This is a genomic window from Empedobacter stercoris (assembly GCF_025244765.1).
Classification (GTDB): domain Bacteria; phylum Bacteroidota; class Bacteroidia; order Flavobacteriales; family Weeksellaceae; genus Empedobacter; species Empedobacter stercoris.
In genome coordinates this window covers 1,552,695-1,571,757 of record NZ_CP104209.1, presented here as the reverse complement: position 1 = coordinate 1,571,757, position 19,063 = coordinate 1,552,695, and the positions used below count along the sequence as shown (strand labels likewise).

The following is a 19,063-nucleotide window of genomic DNA, read 5'->3' as shown; positions in this document are numbered from 1 at the left end:
GTATAGTTAGTCTACTTAGTAGGTTGAATGTTACAGAAAAATATTTCATTGTTTAGTCAACATAAACTGTCATTCAAAAAAAAAGAAAGGTTTCCAAGTGACATTTTTTACGTTTTATTTATTGTTTGATTATAATAAATAAGTCGAAATATGACCACCTTTCTTTGCAAACTCTTTTTTCAATTCATCAAATGAATCTTGGTTAATCGCTTTTGTCGAACCTTCTAAAATATAAGTTGTATACCCAAGCGATAAAGCGTCTTTTGCTGTGTAGTACACACAAAAATCGCCTGCTAAACCACAAACATATACACTCGAAATATTGTGATCTTTTAGATAACCATTTAACCCTGTCGGATTTTTTTTATTCACATCAAAAAAAGCACTATATGAATCTATATTCGGATTCATTCCTTTTCGGATAACCGCACTAATCTTTTTTTGATTGATATCTTTATGCAATTCAGCTCCTTTTGTTCCTTGTACGCAATGATCTGGCCATAGAACTTGTTGTGTTCCATTTAAATCAATCACATCAAAAGGATTTTTTTCTGGATGTTGAGAAGCAAAACTCTTATGATCTGCTGGATGCCAATCTTGTGTAGCGACCACCAAATCAAATTTTTCTTGTAATTTATTGATGCGTTCGATAATTTGATCTCCTTCATTAACAGCTAATGCTCCTCCTGGCAAAAAATCGTATTGCATATCCACGATGATTAAAGCTTTCATAGTATTTTATTTCTTAAGATTAATATGGTATTAAATATAAGTTTTTAAATACGAAAACAGCTTAATTTTCAAGGAAATTTAATCCCGTTTGTTCACGCCAGAATTTCGCATCTCTTCAAAACGTTTCCGTTGATCGTTCATTAACTTGTTGTATTCCTTTTGTGAAATTGCATTTTTATCTTTTGGCTTTTCGATTGATTTAGTATTTGTTGCAGTCGAAATATTCGTTAAAGATATGATACGCTTACCACTTATGGGACCTCTGTTGATCTCTGTTTCTACCTCTGCAATTAAACCAGGTAGACCCCAATAATTTTCAGGACCAGTTTTGTATTTTAAAGTCGGAATGTACCAAGCTGTTGTTTGAATACTATCAATAATAGCTGTTGCTTTTTTGGCTTCGTTACCTAAAATTGTTTTAGTTTCTCGCGTTAATTTCCACTCATAATTTTGCAAAGTGTCTTGTATAGTATAACTTTTCATCATCATGTTTTGTTCTTTCAACAACTGTTGTGTAGACGTATTTTTGTAAATGTTATCTCCATTCATCAACATCATTCTACCACCACGCAAACCTCTCATTCCTTGTTCTTGCGAATTAGAAATTTTCTCCACCAATTTATAAAGTGATTCTTCGCCTAATATGGTCAAGGTAAAATCTTGGGGTTCTTGTAACGATTTCACCATTTGTTCTTGTATATCTTTTGGCATTTGTCTACTTCCACCTCCTGGAGGTTGAAATTTAAAATCGTCGGGTAGAATAATTCGAGAAGTATAACTAACTTCTAACTTTTCTTGTTGCGCAAAAGAAACAATACTTATAAGTAAAATAAAAACTGAAATTATCTTTTTCATTTGTGTGATTTTGTCATTAGACAATTAAAAGGTGAAAATGTTTAATCGACTCAAAAAATATTTATTCTCAAAGTCTAATCTTTATCTACACCTTCTGAACGCATTTTTTTAAATCGTTCCATTTGTTTTTTAGACATTGTTTCAAACTCTTTTTCAGAGATTACGTTTTTTTCTTTTGGTTTTTCGATAGGTTTCATATCTGCAACTTCTTTTACTTCTGTTGCTTTTATCGTTACATTTCCAAAACCTTTATTACTCGTATTTTTAGTACTAATAATTTCTAATTCCAAAATCAAACCTGGTAATCCATTGTACATCGCAGGCCCGTCTTTGATTGCAATACTTGGAGCGTACCATGCCACTACAGATTTTGTACTGTCAATAATTGCAGTCGCTTTTTTGACATCAAAACCAATTATTTTTTTCGTTTTTCTGCTTAATTGCCATTTGTACTCGGTCAGCTTATCTTTTATTAAATAAGGTTTATCCATGAGATTAACACTTTTTGCAAATTCTTTTGTCGATAGATTTTTGTAAAGTCCATTTCCTCCCCCAGACATGCTCATTGAAACAGAAAAACCATTATTACCTTGATTATTACTTATCTTTTCAACTTTTTTATAAGTTGATTCGTTATCATTGATTACTAAAGTAAAATCTTTTGGTTCAGAAAGACTCTTGAAAACATTGTCATAAAAATCACTTGGTAAATTTACTGAACCAGAAGTTTCGACTTTCATGTTCTTTTTAAATTCATCTTTGTCTATATTTATAGTTTCTTGGTAAGTTACTTCCAGTTTCTGTGCAAAAGCGATTGTTGCCAATAATGAGAATGTAAATAGAGTTAATATTTTCTTCATTGTATGTGTTTATAAAACAATATTATGAAGAATAAATTTAATTTCTATAAATGTAGAGTATTAAATAAATGTTAAACCTTTATTGAAAATAAAAATTATTTTAAGTCGTTGAAGTACTGACGTTTTTGAATGAAGTATTGAAAAGGTAATAACCCAATGTCAGAATATTTTTTTGATTGATGTTTTTGACGTTTTCTGTACATCTTAAAGAAACCTCCATAAAAATGCATATGTGATAAGAAAACTGCCCAAACATGTGGAAAACCTTGGGTTGGTAAAAACGCAACAGCAGCAACTCCGTCCATTGAAAGACGTGTAAAAAGCATTGGGAATAATTTGTTTGCAGGTAGATTTTTTAACATCATCCATAAACTATTTCGATAATTTAAATACCATTTTTTAGGATTTGATTTATCTAATGTTGCGCCACCTAAATGATAAACCGTCGATCCCCCGCAGTAGTAAATTTTTCGACCCGAATTATTTAATCGCCAGCATAAATCAATTTCTTCCATGTGCGCAAAATAATCTTCATCAAAACCATTTTGTTCAAAGAAATCTTTTTTTCTGATGAATAAACTTGCACCCGTTGCCCAGAAAATTTGTGTTGTGTCGTCGTATTGACCGTTGTCTTTTTCTAATGTAGAAAAAACTCGTCCACGACAAAATGGGTATCCAAATTTATCAATGAAACCACCTCCAGCACCGGCGTATTCAAAATATTCTTTGTTTTTGTAGTCTACTATTTTGGGTTGAATAGCCGCAATATCTTGGTTGCTGTTGAATAATTTTTCAATTGGATCAATCCAATTTTCAGTAACTTCAACATCCGAGTTTAGTAAACAGAAATACTCTGCTTCAATATGTTTTAAGCCTTCATTATAACCTTGTGCAAAACCATAATTTCCTTTGTTTTGAATGATTTTCACTTCAGGAAATTGAGTTTTCAACAATTCAATAGAATTGTCAGTCGACGCATTGTCAATGACATAAATCGATGCGTTTTTAGAATGGTTAATAACTGAAGGTAAAAATTGAGGAAGTAATTTTGCTCCATTCCAATTTAAGATGGCAATTGCTGTTTTCATGAATATTTAAAATTACAAATCGGCATATTTCCAACGTTTGTGGCTCCAAAGCCAATTAGCTGGATGTTGTTGAATAGTTTTTTCTAAATGATCGAAAAATTGATGAACGATTTCATTTTCGACAAATTCCTCTTGTTGAGGTTGCAAACGAATGAAAGTTGTATGATAATGACCACGTTTTATTTTTTCGGTTTGACAAAAAACGACACCCATATCTTTACGGCGTGCAATTTTATCAAAACCATTAAAAACAGGTGTTCTCTGATTTAGAAAGTTAATGAAATAATGGACAGCTGATTTTTTTGGACTTTGATCGGCGACAAATAAATACGTTAATTCTCCATCATTTGGTGCTTTCATCATAAAACGTAGGACCTCCTTCATATCGATTGCTTTTGTTCCAAAACGCGCGCGCATTCCGTTGATTTTATCGTTCCAAAATGGATTTCGAATTTTGTGGTAAACGGCAGCAGTCTCTTTTGTTGGAAGGTATTTTACAGTTCCAATAAACCATTCCCAGTTAAAAATATGCCCACACATTAACATGGTGTTGCGGTTTTCGGCTTTTATTTCATCAAAAACCTCGAGATTAGAATAGGTAAATCGTTTGTCTAATTCTTCTTGTGAAATCGAAAAGCTTTTTAAGGTTTCAACCAAATAATCACAAAAATTTGCATAAAACTTTCGGTGAATAGCTTTGATTTCTTCGTGGGATTTTTCTGGAAAAGATTGCTCTAAATTTGTTCTTATGACGCGTCTTCTGTAACCAATAACAGTGTATAACAGAAAAAACAAAAAGTCCGAAAATCTGTACAAAACCGAAAGCGGTAAGCGCGAAATCTGATAAATAATAAAATAAAAAATGCTGTTCATTCGACAAACAAATAAGCGACAAATTTACGAATTAAAATTTGGTTGTCGCTTGCCAAATCGCATCTTTCGGAACTGGAGCAATAACCGTCATTTCTTCCTTTTTAACGGGATGTTCGAACGTTATTTTATAGGCATGCAAGCAAATACTTCCATCTGGATTAGATCGTTTTGCACCGTATTTTAAATCACCTTTAATAGGGCAACCAACAGCAGAAAGCTGTGAACGAATTTGGTGTGAACGACCTGTGAAAAGTTTCACCTCTACACAATGAAAAGTATCTAAAGCACCTAAATAGGTGTATTCTAAAATCGCTTTTTTCGCATCAGGTGTTGGTTTAGAATAAACCGTTGTTTTATTGTTCTTTGGATTTTTCTTTAAATAATGCTCCAAACGTTCAAAATCTTTTGGAGGTTTACTTTGTACAATGGCACGGTAAACTTTGTCAATATTTCGTTTCTGAAACATTTCGTTCATACGTGTCAAGGCTTTTGAAGTTTTAGCAAAAATTAAAACGCCAGAAGTTGGTCGATCCAAACGATGCACTAAACCTAAAAAAACATTTCCTGGTTTATTGTCGCGTTGTTTTATATAGTCCTTTAGACTATCGATAAGTGGAATATCTCCCGTTTCGTCTCCTTGCGCTAATTCGCCTGCTTTTTTGTTAATGATTAACAAATGGTTGTCTTCGAATACTATTTCTGGATTCATGATTTTTTGAGATTGAGATTGAGGTTGAGGTTGAGGTTGAGACTGAGATTTAGGTTGAGGTTGAGGCTTTCTTAACCTTAACCTTATCCTTTATCTTTACTTTATCCTCAACTTTTAGAATTATTTTAATTTTTTAAAACTTTTTTGAGTTTATTTATCTCAAAAATTGTAGCATTTAATTCCTCAAGAAGTGGATTAATGGAATCTTCTTTGAAATATCCAACTTTCTGCCCATAGAATAAATGAGATTTTGTTTCAAAAGCAGAACCTTTTGCAATTTCATAAAATCTAACTTTATCATTTATACTCGACTTACCAAAACCTTCGGCAATATTTGCTGAAATACTTTCTGCAGAACGTCGAATTTGTGATGTTAAACCATAATCTTCCGTTCGTGGTAAATTTGAAGTTAATTCAAAAAATTGAACTGCAATATTCATGGCTTTTATCCAAATTGGCATTTCTGTGAAATCGTGATAAGGCATAATTTGAGACTGAGATTAAGTTTAAGAAAATAGACAGAGATTAAGGTTAAGGTTAAGATTGAGTTTTGTCTTTATCTCAACCTCAACCTCAATCTTTAATATTGTTCATTAACATTTGGGAAATCGCCCGATTTTACATCAGCAACATATTGTCCAACTGCTTGGTGAATTTGATCTTCTAAGTTTAAATATTTACGAACAAATTTTGGCTTAAATTCATTATTCAACCCTAACATATCATGTACCACTAAAACTTGTCCATCGCATCCAGATCCAGCACCAATTCCGATTGTAGGAATGTTAATTGATGCAGTAACTTTTGCAGCTAAATCAGCAGGTATTTTTTCCATAACCAATGAAAAACAACCCAATTCTTCTAATAATTTAGCATCATTAATTAATTTATCTGCTTCGTCATTTTCTTTTGCACGAACTTTATACGAACCAAATTGGTAAATAGATTGTGGTGTAAGTCCCAAATGTCCCATAACAGGAATACCAGCATTTACAATACGGCGAATAGATTCTTCAATTTCTTTTCCACCTTCTAATTTGATGGCATGTGCACCAGATTCTTTCATGATTCGAACTGAAGATTCTAATGCTTTCTGCGGATCAGATTGATACGTTCCGAAAGGTAAATCAACAACCACTAAAGCACGTTTTGCACCGCGAACAACACATTGAGCATGATAAATCATTTGATCTAATGTGATTGGTAAAGTAGTTTCGTGACCAGCCATTACATTTGCAGCAGAATCACCAACCAAAATAACTTCCGTACCAGCTGCATCTACAAGAGAAGCAATGGTAAAATCGTATGCCGTTAACATCGAAATTTTCTCTCCAGTAAATTTCATGTTACGAACAGTTTCGGTTGTAATACGTTTGATTTCTTTATTTACAGACATTACGTTTAATATTTATAACTTCTGTAAAGTTAAATTGAATATTAAAACAGAACTAATTTTGTTGAAATTATTTCATTTTATATGAAAGAGATTTCTCAATACCTCGAAATGATATACTATATGGGATTCTTCGACAAGTTCAGAATTATAACGAATTTGAATATTGAAAAAGGCTGAAAAAAGTGTCATATAATTTGGAGACGAGTGTCAAAAAGTTGAAAGTCATGGTTAAAAATGTTATACTGTTTGCGTAGCAAATGATTTAAAACATTGAATGACTGAAACTAATTTTGACCGTTGAAAATCAAAGACAAGTCTTTTTTCGTTAGTTTTTTTGACTGTTCCTCGAAGGGCATATGAATACCGATAAGTAAAATAGATATGTAATGAATAAAAAAGTGACAGAAAGTATTTTACATTCATTTTTTCCTTGATGAAAAAACGAACCAAAAAAATCAAGTCTATGCTTACAAGTCGTTCAATAATGGCTATTCGCTAAATGCTTTAAATCATTCGCATATAAAATGCGAAAAGTAAATCATTTTTAACGCTCTTTACGCCGAATTGACGCTTGACTCTTCAGCAAGGACGGTTTATAAATTAGTTGTTATAAACGAATTCGAATGTTTAAATAGGAATTAAAAAAATCCGACGATTTAGAATCGAAATGTAATTCAACTCTAAATTATTGAAATTAAAAAGTTGGAGTGTTTGAGTGGAGCGAGTTGCCAACTTTAAGAAAATAATTTAGTTAGTTGAATCATTGAGAGACTACTGTCGGCATCTTTTTTTGTTTCGTTTTTTTGGATGAGCAAAAAAATGAAAGGAAGAAATGAAAATAAAGAAAAGGAATACCTGAGCCATACCATGGCTCCTCCTTTTAATTTCAAATTTTTAATTTCAAATTTTTTTTTGGATGAGCTTCCCCGAAGGGCATATGAATACCGATAATTAAAATAGATAAGTAATGAATAAAAAAGTGACAGAAAGATTCTTCAAGAAATTTTAATATTCATTTTCATTCCTGATTTTTTACATTTACTTTAATAGATTGAAGCTCGTCTGCAAATCGTATGTCGACTCTAAAATTGGTTGTTAAAAGTGATTGAAGATGAGATTGAGATCAGGTTGAGATTCTTCGAAAAGTTCATAAAGACAACGAATTTAAGTATTGAAAAAGGTTGAAGAAAGTGTCATATGATTTGGAGACGAGTGTCAAAAAGTTGAAAGTCATGGTTAAAATGTTTTACTGTTTGCGTAGCAAATGATTTAAAACATTGAATGACTGAAACTAATTTTGACCGTTGAAAATCAAAGACAAGAGTTTTTTGGTTACTTTTTTGCTCTTTTCCCCGAAGGGCATATGAATACCGATAATTAAAATAGATAAGTAATGAATAAAAAAGTGACAGAAAGATTCTTCAATAAGTTTTAATAGGAGAAGCTCTGGTTGAGCTTAGGTATATATGTTCATTTTTGTCTTGACACAAAAACGAACCAAAAAGGTCAAGACTTCGATTTTCGCCGTTCAATCATCATTTTACTCACTAAAAAGATTAAATGATTCGCATAGGCTCACTAATCTTTTTTACGTTCGTTTCAATGGATTGAAGCTCGTCTGCAAATCGTATGTCGGCTCTAAAATTGGTTGTTAAAATTGGATGAGGTTGAGATTCTTCAAGAATTATTAATATTCATTTTCATTCCTGATTTATTGTAAAGCGTTTAAAATTACTTTTAAAACACTCACGCATAATATTACGGCAATAAAAGCCTTGGAATTCAGCTTCTATTTACTCATTTTTAGTGAATTGGTGTTTATATTTAGAGATTTTGACTAAATTTGTTCTCTTAAACTAATTATAAATCACCATCAATGAAAATAGCAATAGTAGGAACAGGCTACGTTGGCCTATCTAATGCCATTTTATTAGCTCAACACAATGAGGTAGTAGCGTTAGATGTTGTTCCAGAAAAGATTGCACTGCTTAATGCTAAAAAATCTCCGATTGAAGATGCTGAAATCATAGATTTTTTACAACACAAAGACCTTAATTTTCTTGCAACTTTAGACAAAGAGGAAGCGTATAAAAATGCTGAATATGTAATTGTTGCAACACCTACTGATTACGATCCGAAAACAAACTATTTTAACACATCAAGTGTAGAGTCGGTTGTACAGGATGTAAAACAATATAATCCGAATGCTGTAATTGTAATTAAATCGACTGTTCCAGTTGGTTTTGTAGAGGATTTAAAATCAAGATTAGATTATCAGAATATTATTTTTTCTCCCGAATTTTTGAGAGAAGGAAAGGCATTGTATGATAATTTATATCCCTCTCGAATTATTATTGGTGAACAAAGTGAAAGAGCGGAAGTTTTTGCTAATCTTTTGAAAGAAGGAGCGATTAAAAAAGATATACCGACCTTATTTACACATTCAACAGAAGCCGAAGCAATCAAGCTTTTTTCGAATACTTACTTGGCGATGCGTGTTGCTTATTTCAATGAATTGGATAGTTATGCGCAAATTTATAAGTTAGATAGCAAACAAATTATTGAAGGTGTTGGTTTAGATCCTCGTATTGGCTCGCATTACAACAACCCATCATTTGGGTATGGCGGATATTGCTTACCAAAAGACACCAAACAATTGTTAGCGAATTACGATGCAGTTCCAAATAATATCATACAAGCCATTGTCGATGCAAATAGAACGAGAAAAGATTTCATTGCCGATTCTATTATTGCAAAAAATCCTAAGAAAGTTGGGGTTTATCGCTTGATTATGAAATCTGGTTCTGATAACTTTAGAGCTTCAGCTATTCAAGGTGTGATGAAACGCATCAAAGCAAAAGGAATAGAGGTTGTTGTTTACGAACCAGTTCTGAAAGAAGATACGTTCTACGGATCGAAAGTAACGAAAGATTTAGAAACTTTTAAGGCAGCATGCGATGTAATTATCTCGAATAGAAATGCGCCTGAATTGGCCGATGTACAAGAGAAAATTTATACACGCGATTTGTTTGGAAACGATTAAATAACAACTAAAATACTATGAAAACAATATTAATTACAGGTGGAGCTGGTTTTATCGGTTCGCATGTTGTAAGAGAATTTGTCTTAAAATACCCAGAAACAAAAATTATCAATCTTGATGCGTTGACATATGCTGGGAATTTGGAGAATTTGAAAGATATCGAATCGTATCCAAATTACGAGTTTGTAAAAGCGGACATTGTTGATGCAAAACATATTTTAGAAATTTTTGAACACTATCAACCCGATGGTGTCATTCATTTAGCTGCCGAATCGCATGTGGATCGTTCGATTACGAATCCATTAGAATTTGTGATGACCAATGTGATTGGAACAGTTAATTTATTGAATGCCGCAAAACATATTTGGAAAGATAATTTTGAAGGGAAACGTTTTCATCATGTTTCGACAGATGAGGTGTTTGGTGCTTTGGGAGACGAAGGTTTTTTTACAGAAGAAACATCGTATGATCCGCATTCGCCTTATTCGGCATCCAAAGCGTCTTCAGATCATTTTGTAAGAGCTTACCATGATACATATGGATTACCAATTGTGATGACGAATTGCTCAAACAATTATGGGCCAAATCATTTTCCAGAAAAATTGATTCCATTGTGTATTCACAACATCTTAAACGGAAATCCACTTCCAATATACGGTGATGGAAAATATACGCGCGATTGGTTGTTTGTGATTGATCATGCGAAAGCGATTGATTTGGTTTTCCACGAAGGTAAAAATGGAGAATCTTACAATGTAGGAGGTTTCAATGAGTGGCAAAACATCGACTTGGTGAAAGAATTATGTAAGCAAATGGATGAAAAATTAGGGAAAGAAGCAGGAACTTCGGAGCAATTAATCACCTTTGTAAAAGACCGTCCAGGACATGATTTACGTTATGCCATTGATGCCACAAAAATCAACGAAGAGTTAGGATGGAAACCAAGTGTGACTTTTGAGCAAGGTTTGAGTCTAACTATCGATTGGTTTTTAGAGAACCAAGAATGGTTGGATAATGTAACCTCTGGCGATTACCAGAATTATTACGAAAAACAATATAATTAATCTGTTTTATGTTGATTCTAATCAACTTAAAACCTAACAACCTAAATTTATTTTATGAGTTTGAAGATTACAACGTACTCTTCCAAAAGAAAAACGGGTTTTGTTTCAGAAATCAAATCAATGATTAGTGATCTTTTTGCCTCAAGAGAGTTGGCAAAAAGATTATTTATCCGAGATAGAAAAGCAGAATATAGACAATCCGTTTTAGGAATACTTTGGGCGTTTATTACGCCTTTAATCAATGCAATGGTTTGGATATTCTTGAGTATGTCTGGAGCAGTACAGATCGAAACAGATCAGTTGCCTTATCCTTTGTTTGTATTTGTCGGATCAATGCTTTGGAGTATTTTCTCCGAGAGTATCAATTCACCTTTAGTTTCAACAAACGGTGCAAAGGCGTTAATTTCAAAAATTAATTTTCCAAAAGAAGCAATTTTATTATCTGGCTTTTATAAAGTTGTTTTTAATACGCTTATAAAACTTGTAATAATTGGAATAGCACTTGTTGCGTTCAAGATAAATCCAGGAATCGAAGTATTGCTTGGATTGGGAATGGTTTTATTTTTAATCTTTGTGGGTAACGCCATAGGCTTATTAATCACACCCATTGGAATGTTGTATAAAGATGTAGGACGAGGAATTCCATTATTTTTATCTTTTGCGATGTACACGACACCAGTTGTTTATCAAGAAATGAAAAATCCTTTTTTAGCCAAACTGGTTAATATTAATCCCTTAACACCTATTATCAATTCTACCCGAAATTTATTAACAGGTTATGGATGGGATCAACCGATGTATTTGCTGTTAATATTTGTAGTTAGTGTAATTGCCTTACTTATTGGATGGATTTTTTATCGTGTATCTATTCCAATTATTGTAGAACGTATGTAATTGATCAATAATGGAAAATGAAGTTTTAATAAAAGTAGAAAACGTTTCGAAGAAGTTTTGTAAAGACCTTAATTTAGGATTATTGTACGGCTTACAAGATTTAGGAAGTGGTTTTTTTGGAAACAATAAAGTAAGAGATTTACGTAAAAAAGAATTCTGGGCTGTTGACGATATTAGTTTTGAGGTAAGACGTGGCGAATGCCTTGGTTTATTGGGGCATAATGGTGCTGGGAAAAGTACTTTATTAAAAGTATTAACTGGTTTAATAGCACCTGATCGTGGTCAAATTACCATGAAAGGACGTGTGAATGCGTTGATTGAGTTAACAGCGGGTTTCAATCCTATTTTGACAGGTCGAGAAAATATATACAACAACGGTGCTGTTCTTGGTTTAACGGAAAAAGAAATCGATGCCAAGTATGACGAAATTGTAGCGTTTTCAGAATTAGAAGAATTTATCGATACACCGGTTCAATATTATTCTTCAGGGATGAAAGTACGTTTAGGGTTCTCTGTAGCTGCCTTTACAGAACCAGATGTTTTAATTTTAGATGAAGTCTTAGCCGTAGGAGATGTAGGATTTAGAATTAAATCCTTTAATAAGACTTTAGAAATTATGCAAAATGCGGCTGTAATTTTTGTAAGTCATTCGATGCCAGATGTAACGCGAACGTGTAACCAGGTTTTATTTATGCGTCACGGTAAATCTTATTATCACGGAACGAATATTCATAAAGGCATCGATCTTTATCTTAATGAATTTAATAATGATAAATTAGGGTTAATAGAAATGCAAGATGGTGCAGAATTATCCAATTTCAAAATTAATAACGAGCCTGTAATATTCCAAAATAATAATAGTTTAAATAAACCTATTCCCATCCCATTTGGAAAGGATATTGTAGTGGAATTTGATGTAGACTTAAAGAAAGAGTTAGCAGAGTATTTTGCTATAATTAGGATTAGTGATAAAGATATGAAAGTAATCGGTTCTGTATATACTAATCGTTTTAATGGTTATTTTAAAGGTGAAAAAAAATCAACGATAAAAATAGATCTAAAAGATATTCGATTAATTGATGGAGAATATTCTATCACCTATATGTTAGCGGTAAATACGGATAATAACTCAGATAAAATAAAAGAATGGTTATGTATTTATAGAGATTATGTCAAGTTTAAAGTGGAAGGTTTAGAATTGGCGGATTATGCACCTATATTTTTTGAATCTGAAGTAAAACAAACATTAACCTAAATTATATGGAAAATAAATCAGTAACAGTTGTAATAGCTTCATATAAATATGGACATTTAGCTGCACATTGTATAGAATCAATTTTATCTCAAACAGTAATGCCAGATAAAATATTTTTTGTTGATGATGGAATTGGAGATTGTAAACATTTAGTTAAATTATATCCTCAAGTTGAATTTATTCTACGTAAAAAAAATTTGGGTACCGTCGCTAATTTCCAGGATATGTTAAACAGAGTCACTACAGACTTTTGTATGTTTATTGGAGCAGATAATTGGCTAAGATCTGATGCGGTTGAATTATTAAAAAGCAAGAATGCGGATGTAGTAACATACGATATTATCGTGACAGGTGAATTGAAAGATGAAATGTTAGAAGGTTGGTCTAATAAATTAAATTTATATAAAGGAGATTTTTATTGGAATAGAGAAGGAAATCATCACGGTTCAATTTTTTATAATGTAAAACTTGCTAAAAAAGTAGGATATAAAAAATATAAAGAAGGACATAGATATACTACTGAAGATTTACGTTTATGGAATGGACTAATCAACCAAGGTGCTAATATTGAATATATTAATGAAGGGTTATTATATTATAGGCGACATAAAGAAAATTTTAACAAGTATGGTAAATATTATCGTCCGAAAATTGAATATACTTTTTCTCAAAAACTTAATCGTATTTTAAAAAAATATTTAAAAATTGATTTTTAGTATAATAGTCATCTACAACGGAATGCGTAATAATTGGATTCAGAAATGTTTCGATTCAATTATTAACTCTAGTATACCATGTCAAATTGTAGCCATTGATAATAATTCTAGCGATGAATCAGTAGAGTATATTAAAAAGACCTATCCTAATGTTCATTTAATTATAAACGAAGAAAATAAAGGCTTTGGAGGTGCAAATAATCAAGGAATTTTGTATGCTTTAGAACAAGGGGCAGAGTGTTTTTTTCTACTAAATCAAGACGCTTGGGTAGATCAGAATACAATAGAAGATTTAATTAAAATATCTTATAATAACCCAGAATTTGGAGTCATAAGTCCAATTCATTTAAATGGAAAAGGTGATGCATTAGATTATAATTTTTCGAATTATATTGTACCAAGTAGTTGTAAAGAATTATATTCAGACTTTGTGTTAAATCAAACTAAACCTAAAATTTACGAATCAGGTTTTATTTGTGCTGCTGCATGGTTGTTAACAAAAAAGTGTGTTGAAAAAGTAGGAGGTTTTAGTCCAACATTTTTTCATTATGCAGAGGACGATAATTATATACATCGATTAAAATACAAAGGGCTTAAAATTGGAGTTTATCCAAAAGTTTTTATTTATCATGACCGCGAAGGAAGGGATAATTCTATATATTTTAACCCTAGTATTTCAAATGAAAGGAAGTTGTTGTTAGAATTTTCTAATCCAAATCATTCACTTAATCACAAAAAAGAATTAAATATTATTCGAAATAAAATTATAAAGAATACATTATTATTTAATTTTAAAGAAGTCGATCGTTTAAAAAAACAAAAAGATTTAATAAGTAAAACCTTTCAACAATCTATTCATAATTTGACTTTATCAAAAGAAGATAAATCTTACATTTTTTTAGATTTCAATATTTTATAATTCTGAATCTATAATTTTCTTATTTATGTTACCATTTTCAATAAACATTCGAAAAAGGTATTATTATATAAAATGATTAATATTATAAGTGTCGAATTGAATTTATAATATCAGAAAGGAAAATTGCAACCCCAAACAAATTGCACAACAGCATTTAGATTTATACAGAAGTATTTTAAAGCTAAACTAAACTAAACTATAACCTAAGTAGGTGCCTTTATCTATACTCTATCTTCCTTTTTAGGTCGAACAAACCATGGTATAGAAGGGGTATAAAAGCGATATAAAGGTAGTATAAAGGCGTTATAGAAAGAATATTCAAATCGAATAAATTTTGAAGAATTGTAAAATAATAGTATATTTAAACTATTGACATTCAGTAATGTAAATATAATACTATTATGGCAAAGTTAGACAGTTTATTTAGTATCCGAGGAAAAGTAGGAGATTTGATCTTTTTTGAACGTAATGGACAATCATTTGTCAAAAAAAATACAGGAGGGTTTGTAAATGGAAAATCTCATGAACACCCAAATACCAAAGCCGCACAACAACGTTTCAAAGAAGTCGCCACATTCGTAGGGCGTTTTAAAAAAGCAATTAATCCTTTGATATGGCGTCAAAAAGATGGAACCTTTCACAATCAATTGGTATCATTCTTTTCTAAGGTTAGAAAACAATCGGATCAAGAAAATTTATATTTAGCATTGAAACAAGCTTATGAGGAACGGAGGCTTCAACAACTAAAATTAAATAAAAACTCGAAATTATATCCGTTGGATTGTTCTTATTCGTTGGAGAAGAACAGCTTGGTGATAAGCATGAATCTACTTCGATCTTGTGCTCAAAAACACCCTAATTCGTGCTTAGAGATTTCATTTGCATGGATGCAGTGTGACGAAAGTTTAGAATTAGACCTCGTCAATCTACAGTATTTCTATTTTCCTCTTTCCGAAAAAGAAAAACCTTTGCATCAAATTGAATTACAGTTGAGGGAAGAAGCTTTATCCTCTGTTGGTTTTGCTTTTCCTATTGTTAGTGTAACAGTTGTTTATCAACCACATGCATCTTCTGGGGCGGCGCATCCTTATCATTTTACCCTCACAACAATTTTATAAAATACATGTCATGCCAAATCAAATTCTGTATATTTGCGTGACTTAAAACACTATGTAGACTACATTCAAGCGGAAATCATTGCGTTTGAACAATAAATTATACAACATCACTTGACCCAATAGGTCAAGTAATCTGTTGCCGTCAAGTTTGTGTCCTAATAGGTGATTTAAGAAGGATAAAGTTCTCGTTAATTTACAGAACTATCCTATTAAGAAAAACAATTTGACAAATGACCGAACAACCTTTAGTATCTATCATTATTCCAACATATAATCGTGCTGATTTAATTGGTGAAACCCTTGATTCTATAATCGATCAGACTTACCAAAACTGGGAGTGTATAGTAGTAGATGACGGGAGTACCGATCATACTTCAGACGTTTTAGATCACTATACAAAAAAAGACATTAGAATTTCCTATTACCATCGACCAAATTATTTAGTAAAAAGTGGAAATAGTTGTCGAAATTATGGATTTGAACTTTCAAAAGGAGAATTAATTGTTTTTTTTGATAGTGATGATGTGATGTTAAAGGATTTTTTGTCATCTAGAATATATTTATTTACACAAAAGAATAAAATAGTATTTGCTACATATACTACGGTTGATGAAAACCTTAATATAATTAAGCAAAATAGATTTAAGATAGAAGATATTTTGATAAAAGAATATATGTTTTGGAATTTCCCAATATTAACACACAGTGCATTAATAAAAAGAGATTTTTTAGAGAATAAAATTTTGTTTGATCCCTTTATTAAGAGAGGGCAAGAAACAGACTTTTATTTAAATATATTACCAGATATTAAAAATGATGAATTTACCTTTGTTGAGAATCCAACATTTTTATATCGATTACATGATAATACAATAACAAATAAAACGAAGATATATAATCCTGAGTATATACCATCTCTAGTACATATAAGAAAAAAAGCTATAGATGTAGGTATGAAATTACAGCAGAAGGAATTAGTTGATAATTCTTATTTACATTTAATATTATTATTATTCAAAATTATAAAGAATAAGGATACTCAAAATTTATATTTCTTCAATAAACATTTGAATAAAATTGACTTAATCACAACAAGTCAAAAGAATGAAATAATAGTTATCTCAAGAATTTTAATTTTGATAGGTTTAACACCAAAAAAACTGGAATATAGATGGATTAAATTTTGTGAGAAATGATAACTATTTTCACCCCTACCTTTAACCGTGCATACATTTTACCAATATTATTTCAATCGTTGTTGGAACAGTCTTGCAAAAATTTTGAATGGATAATTGTTGATGATGGAAGTTCTGATGATACAGCGCAATTGGTGCAGCAATTTCAAGAAAAGGCAGATTTTACAATTCGTTATTATCATCAAGTAAACAATGGTAAACATATTGCCATTAATTATGGATTGAAAAAAGCCAAAGGAGAGTTATTCTTCATTGTAGATAGTGACGATTTCTTATCAAATGATGCTATTGAAAGACTTACTGCTAAATATGATCATATAAAAGATACTAAAAACGTCGCAGGAATAGCTATTGGTTGTCATTCTATAAAAGACAAAAGCAAAATTATCTACTCAAAAAACCTTCCGAAACACGAGATTCTTTTAACCCATAACGAACTCGTTTACCAGTTAGGAATAAAAGGAGATTTTGCAACAGCTTTCAAAACCGAGATTCAGAAACAATATCCTTATCCACATTTTGAAGGGGAAAAATTCTTCCGAGAATCCTATGTTTATCGTCAAATAGGTAAAAAATATAAAACACTATATATTGACGATCCTATCTATTTTGCAGAATATTTGGAAGATGGCTTAACAGCAAATTCGTGGCAGTTATTAAAAAAATCACCGAAAGGAGCATCTTTATTTTTCAAAGAATTAAGCAAGGAGAAAATTCCTTTCAAAGCAAAATTAAGTGCTCTTAATGCCTATTGGGATTTTCAAATAAATGATATAAAGTCACCTTGGATAGAAAAATTTAGAGGTGTTAATTTATTATTGTCAGTTTTAATATTAACGAACAGAAAAATGAAATTTATCAAATTATGATAATAGGTAAGGGGCTAATTGCATCTCAATTTTTGGAACATGATCGAGAAGATGTGGTATTTTTTGCGTCGGGTGTTTCAAATTCATCAGAGCAAGATGAACAACAATTTAAACGGGAATTGGACTTGGTTTTAGAAACAATCGCCCAATATCCTACTCAATTATTGGTTTATTTTAGTACGTGTTCCATTTATGATTCTTCTAAATATAACAGTCCATATGTGCTGCATAAGTTGCATATCGAAGAAGTAATCAAACAAAATACAGCCAATTATCTTATTCTTAGAATTAGTAATGCGGTTGGAATAGGAGGAAACCCTAATTTGTTGATGAATTATCTTTATCGCCAAATTATAACGAATCAACAATTGAATGTGCACCAACACGCGACACGTAATCTAATTGATGTAGAAGATGTAAAGGATATTACGCTTCAATACATTCAGTCTAACCGTTGGAATAGAATTGTGAATGTGGCTTATGCCGAAAATTACTTTATACCAGAAATAGTAGAAGCCTTCGAGGAAATACTACAAAAACCTGCGATGAAGTTAATGGAAAATAAAGGGGAGCATTATTCAATAGATATTCATGAATTGCAGTATCAATTTTCTATTCAAGATAAAGAAGCGTATTTGAATAATTTAATTAGGAAATATTATAAATAGAAAAAAATGATACCTAAAATAATCCATTATTGCTGGTTTGGCGGTAATCCACTCCCTGAAAATGTAAAGAAAAATATTGAAACATGGAAGCTTTTTAATCCTGAATATGAAATTAAAGAATGGAATGAAAGTAATTGTGATTTAACTGTCAATGCTTTTGTAAGGGAGGCATATACTAATAAAAAGTGGGCATTTGTTTCTGATTATATACGCGTTCAGAAAGTTTATGAATATGGTGGTTTTTATTTAGACACCGATATGGAAGTAACATCTTCTTTTGATGATTTATTAATTTATGATTGTGTGTGTGGTTTTGAGATGCTCAATAAGCCTTTTTCTGCTTTTTTTGGAGCAAGAAGTAAGCATGTTTTTGTTGAGGATATGCTAAATTATTATGAGAGGCAAACAGAATTTAAACAATTATCGAATACAAGTATTTTTTCTAAATTATTAGTAGAAAAATATGGAGCAAATCCACTAAGAGATAAGTTTCAATTACTACAAAATAATACAGCATTATTTCCTTCTTCTGCCTTTTCATTGGACATTCCAAAAAATTATGTCATCCATCATTTTGAAGGAAGTTGGATAGAAACGGAGCAATCTTTTTTTAAACGTTATGTGAATATGTATGGTGTGCTTCATCAACTAATATCTGCAGAAAAATCAAAAGAAAGTATAAAGCATTTGATTTATCATAACAAGGTTTTTACAAGTGAGCAGATTTTAGATCAAATTCCCTTAAAACTTATAGTAGAATATGTTTTTAATCAACTAAAAAATAAAATATTAGGAAAAAAATAATAGT

The 19,063-nt window shown here is 31.3% G+C and carries 19 protein-coding genes; 11 read left to right on the top strand and 8 right to left on the bottom strand.

Going from position 1 to position 19,063, the window contains the following annotated elements; genetic code table 11:
• Nucleotides 1–129: 129 nt before the first annotated feature.
• The 8 genes from pncA to panB form a co-directional block, all read right to left on the bottom strand.
• Entirely contained in the window at nt 130–732 is a 603-nt protein-coding gene (gene pncA / locus NZD85_RS07475; protein WP_171623865.1) for a bifunctional nicotinamidase/pyrazinamidase, read from the bottom strand.
• A gap of 78 nt (nt 733–810) precedes the next feature.
• Nucleotides 811–1,587, bottom strand: a complete 777-nt coding sequence (locus NZD85_RS07470; RefSeq protein WP_225538951.1) for a GLPGLI family protein — start codon at nt 1,585–1,587, stop codon at nt 811–813.
• Nucleotides 1,588–1,661: 74 nt separating this feature from the next.
• On the bottom strand, nt 1,662–2,447 hold the full coding sequence (locus NZD85_RS07465) for a GLPGLI family protein (RefSeq protein ID WP_260541158.1): 786 nt from the start codon (nt 2,445–2,447) through the stop codon (nt 1,662–1,664).
• Between the two features lie 95 nt (nt 2,448–2,542).
• On the bottom strand, nt 2,543–3,535 hold the full coding sequence (locus NZD85_RS07460) for a glycosyltransferase family 2 protein (protein ID WP_260541156.1): 993 nt from the start codon (nt 3,533–3,535) through the stop codon (nt 2,543–2,545).
• Between the two features lie 12 nt (nt 3,536–3,547).
• A complete protein-coding gene (locus NZD85_RS07455; RefSeq protein ID WP_260541152.1) occupies nt 3,548–4,408 on the bottom strand; it encodes a lysophospholipid acyltransferase family protein in 861 nt (286 codons plus the stop codon).
• A 31-nt stretch (nt 4,409–4,439) separates the two neighbouring features.
• A complete protein-coding gene (locus tag NZD85_RS07450; RefSeq protein ID WP_260541150.1) occupies nt 4,440–5,117 on the bottom strand; it encodes an RluA family pseudouridine synthase in 678 nt (225 codons plus the stop codon).
• 125 nt (nt 5,118–5,242) lie between these two features.
• Nucleotides 5,243–5,602 carry a four helix bundle protein gene (locus NZD85_RS07445; RefSeq protein WP_260541149.1) on the bottom strand — a complete coding sequence of 120 codons (360 nt, stop codon included), beginning with the start codon at nt 5,600–5,602 and terminating at the stop codon, nt 5,243–5,245.
• A 95-nt stretch (nt 5,603–5,697) separates the two neighbouring features.
• On the bottom strand, nt 5,698–6,513 hold the full coding sequence (panB, locus tag NZD85_RS07440; RefSeq protein WP_260541147.1) for a 3-methyl-2-oxobutanoate hydroxymethyltransferase: 816 nt from the start codon (nt 6,511–6,513) through the stop codon (nt 5,698–5,700).
• Between the two features lie 1,876 nt (nt 6,514–8,389).
• On the opposite strand from panB, the gene NZD85_RS07435 reads away from it, so the two are divergent.
• From NZD85_RS07435 to NZD85_RS07385, 11 genes are all read left to right on the top strand, one after another.
• Nucleotides 8,390–9,556, top strand: a complete 1,167-nt coding sequence (locus NZD85_RS07435; RefSeq protein ID WP_260541145.1) for a nucleotide sugar dehydrogenase — start codon at nt 8,390–8,392, stop codon at nt 9,554–9,556.
• Nucleotides 9,557–9,573: 17 nt separating this feature from the next.
• Entirely contained in the window at nt 9,574–10,620 is a 1,047-nt protein-coding gene (gene rfbB, locus NZD85_RS07430; protein ID WP_260541143.1) for a dTDP-glucose 4,6-dehydratase, read from the top strand.
• Nucleotides 10,621–10,740: 120 nt separating this feature from the next.
• Entirely contained in the window at nt 10,741–11,514 is a 774-nt protein-coding gene (locus NZD85_RS07425; RefSeq protein WP_260541141.1) for an ABC transporter permease, read from the top strand.
• Between the two features lie 10 nt (nt 11,515–11,524).
• Entirely contained in the window at nt 11,525–12,769 is a 1,245-nt protein-coding gene (locus NZD85_RS07420; RefSeq protein WP_260541139.1) for an ABC transporter ATP-binding protein, read from the top strand.
• 5 nt (nt 12,770–12,774) lie between these two features.
• Entirely contained in the window at nt 12,775–13,485 is a 711-nt protein-coding gene (locus NZD85_RS07415; RefSeq protein ID WP_260541137.1) for a glycosyltransferase family 2 protein, read from the top strand.
• On the top strand, nt 13,475–14,404 hold the full coding sequence (locus NZD85_RS07410) for a glycosyltransferase (RefSeq protein ID WP_260541135.1): 930 nt from the start codon (nt 13,475–13,477) through the stop codon (nt 14,402–14,404). Before NZD85_RS07415 ends, NZD85_RS07410 begins: the two co-directional genes overlap by 11 nt.
• A 401-nt stretch (nt 14,405–14,805) precedes the next feature.
• Nucleotides 14,806–15,522 carry a hypothetical protein gene (locus NZD85_RS07405; protein ID WP_225539889.1) on the top strand — a complete coding sequence of 239 codons (717 nt, stop codon included), beginning with the start codon at nt 14,806–14,808 and terminating at the stop codon, nt 15,520–15,522.
• A 230-nt stretch (nt 15,523–15,752) separates the two neighbouring features.
• Nucleotides 15,753–16,718, top strand: a complete 966-nt coding sequence (locus NZD85_RS07400) for a glycosyltransferase family 2 protein (RefSeq protein ID WP_260541129.1) — start codon at nt 15,753–15,755, stop codon at nt 16,716–16,718.
• A complete protein-coding gene (locus NZD85_RS07395; protein WP_260541127.1) occupies nt 16,715–17,587 on the top strand; it encodes a glycosyltransferase family A protein in 873 nt (290 codons plus the stop codon). The genes NZD85_RS07400 and NZD85_RS07395 overlap by 4 nt, the downstream gene beginning before the upstream one ends.
• Complete coding sequence (locus NZD85_RS07390) at nt 17,584–18,255, top strand: NAD-dependent epimerase/dehydratase family protein (protein ID WP_260541125.1); 672 nt, start codon at nt 17,584–17,586, stop codon at nt 18,253–18,255. Before NZD85_RS07395 ends, NZD85_RS07390 begins: the two co-directional genes overlap by 4 nt.
• Nucleotides 18,256–18,261: 6 nt before the next feature.
• Entirely contained in the window at nt 18,262–19,059 is a 798-nt protein-coding gene (locus NZD85_RS07385) for a glycosyltransferase family 32 protein (RefSeq protein WP_260541122.1), read from the top strand.
• Nucleotides 19,060–19,063 lie beyond the last annotated feature (4 nt).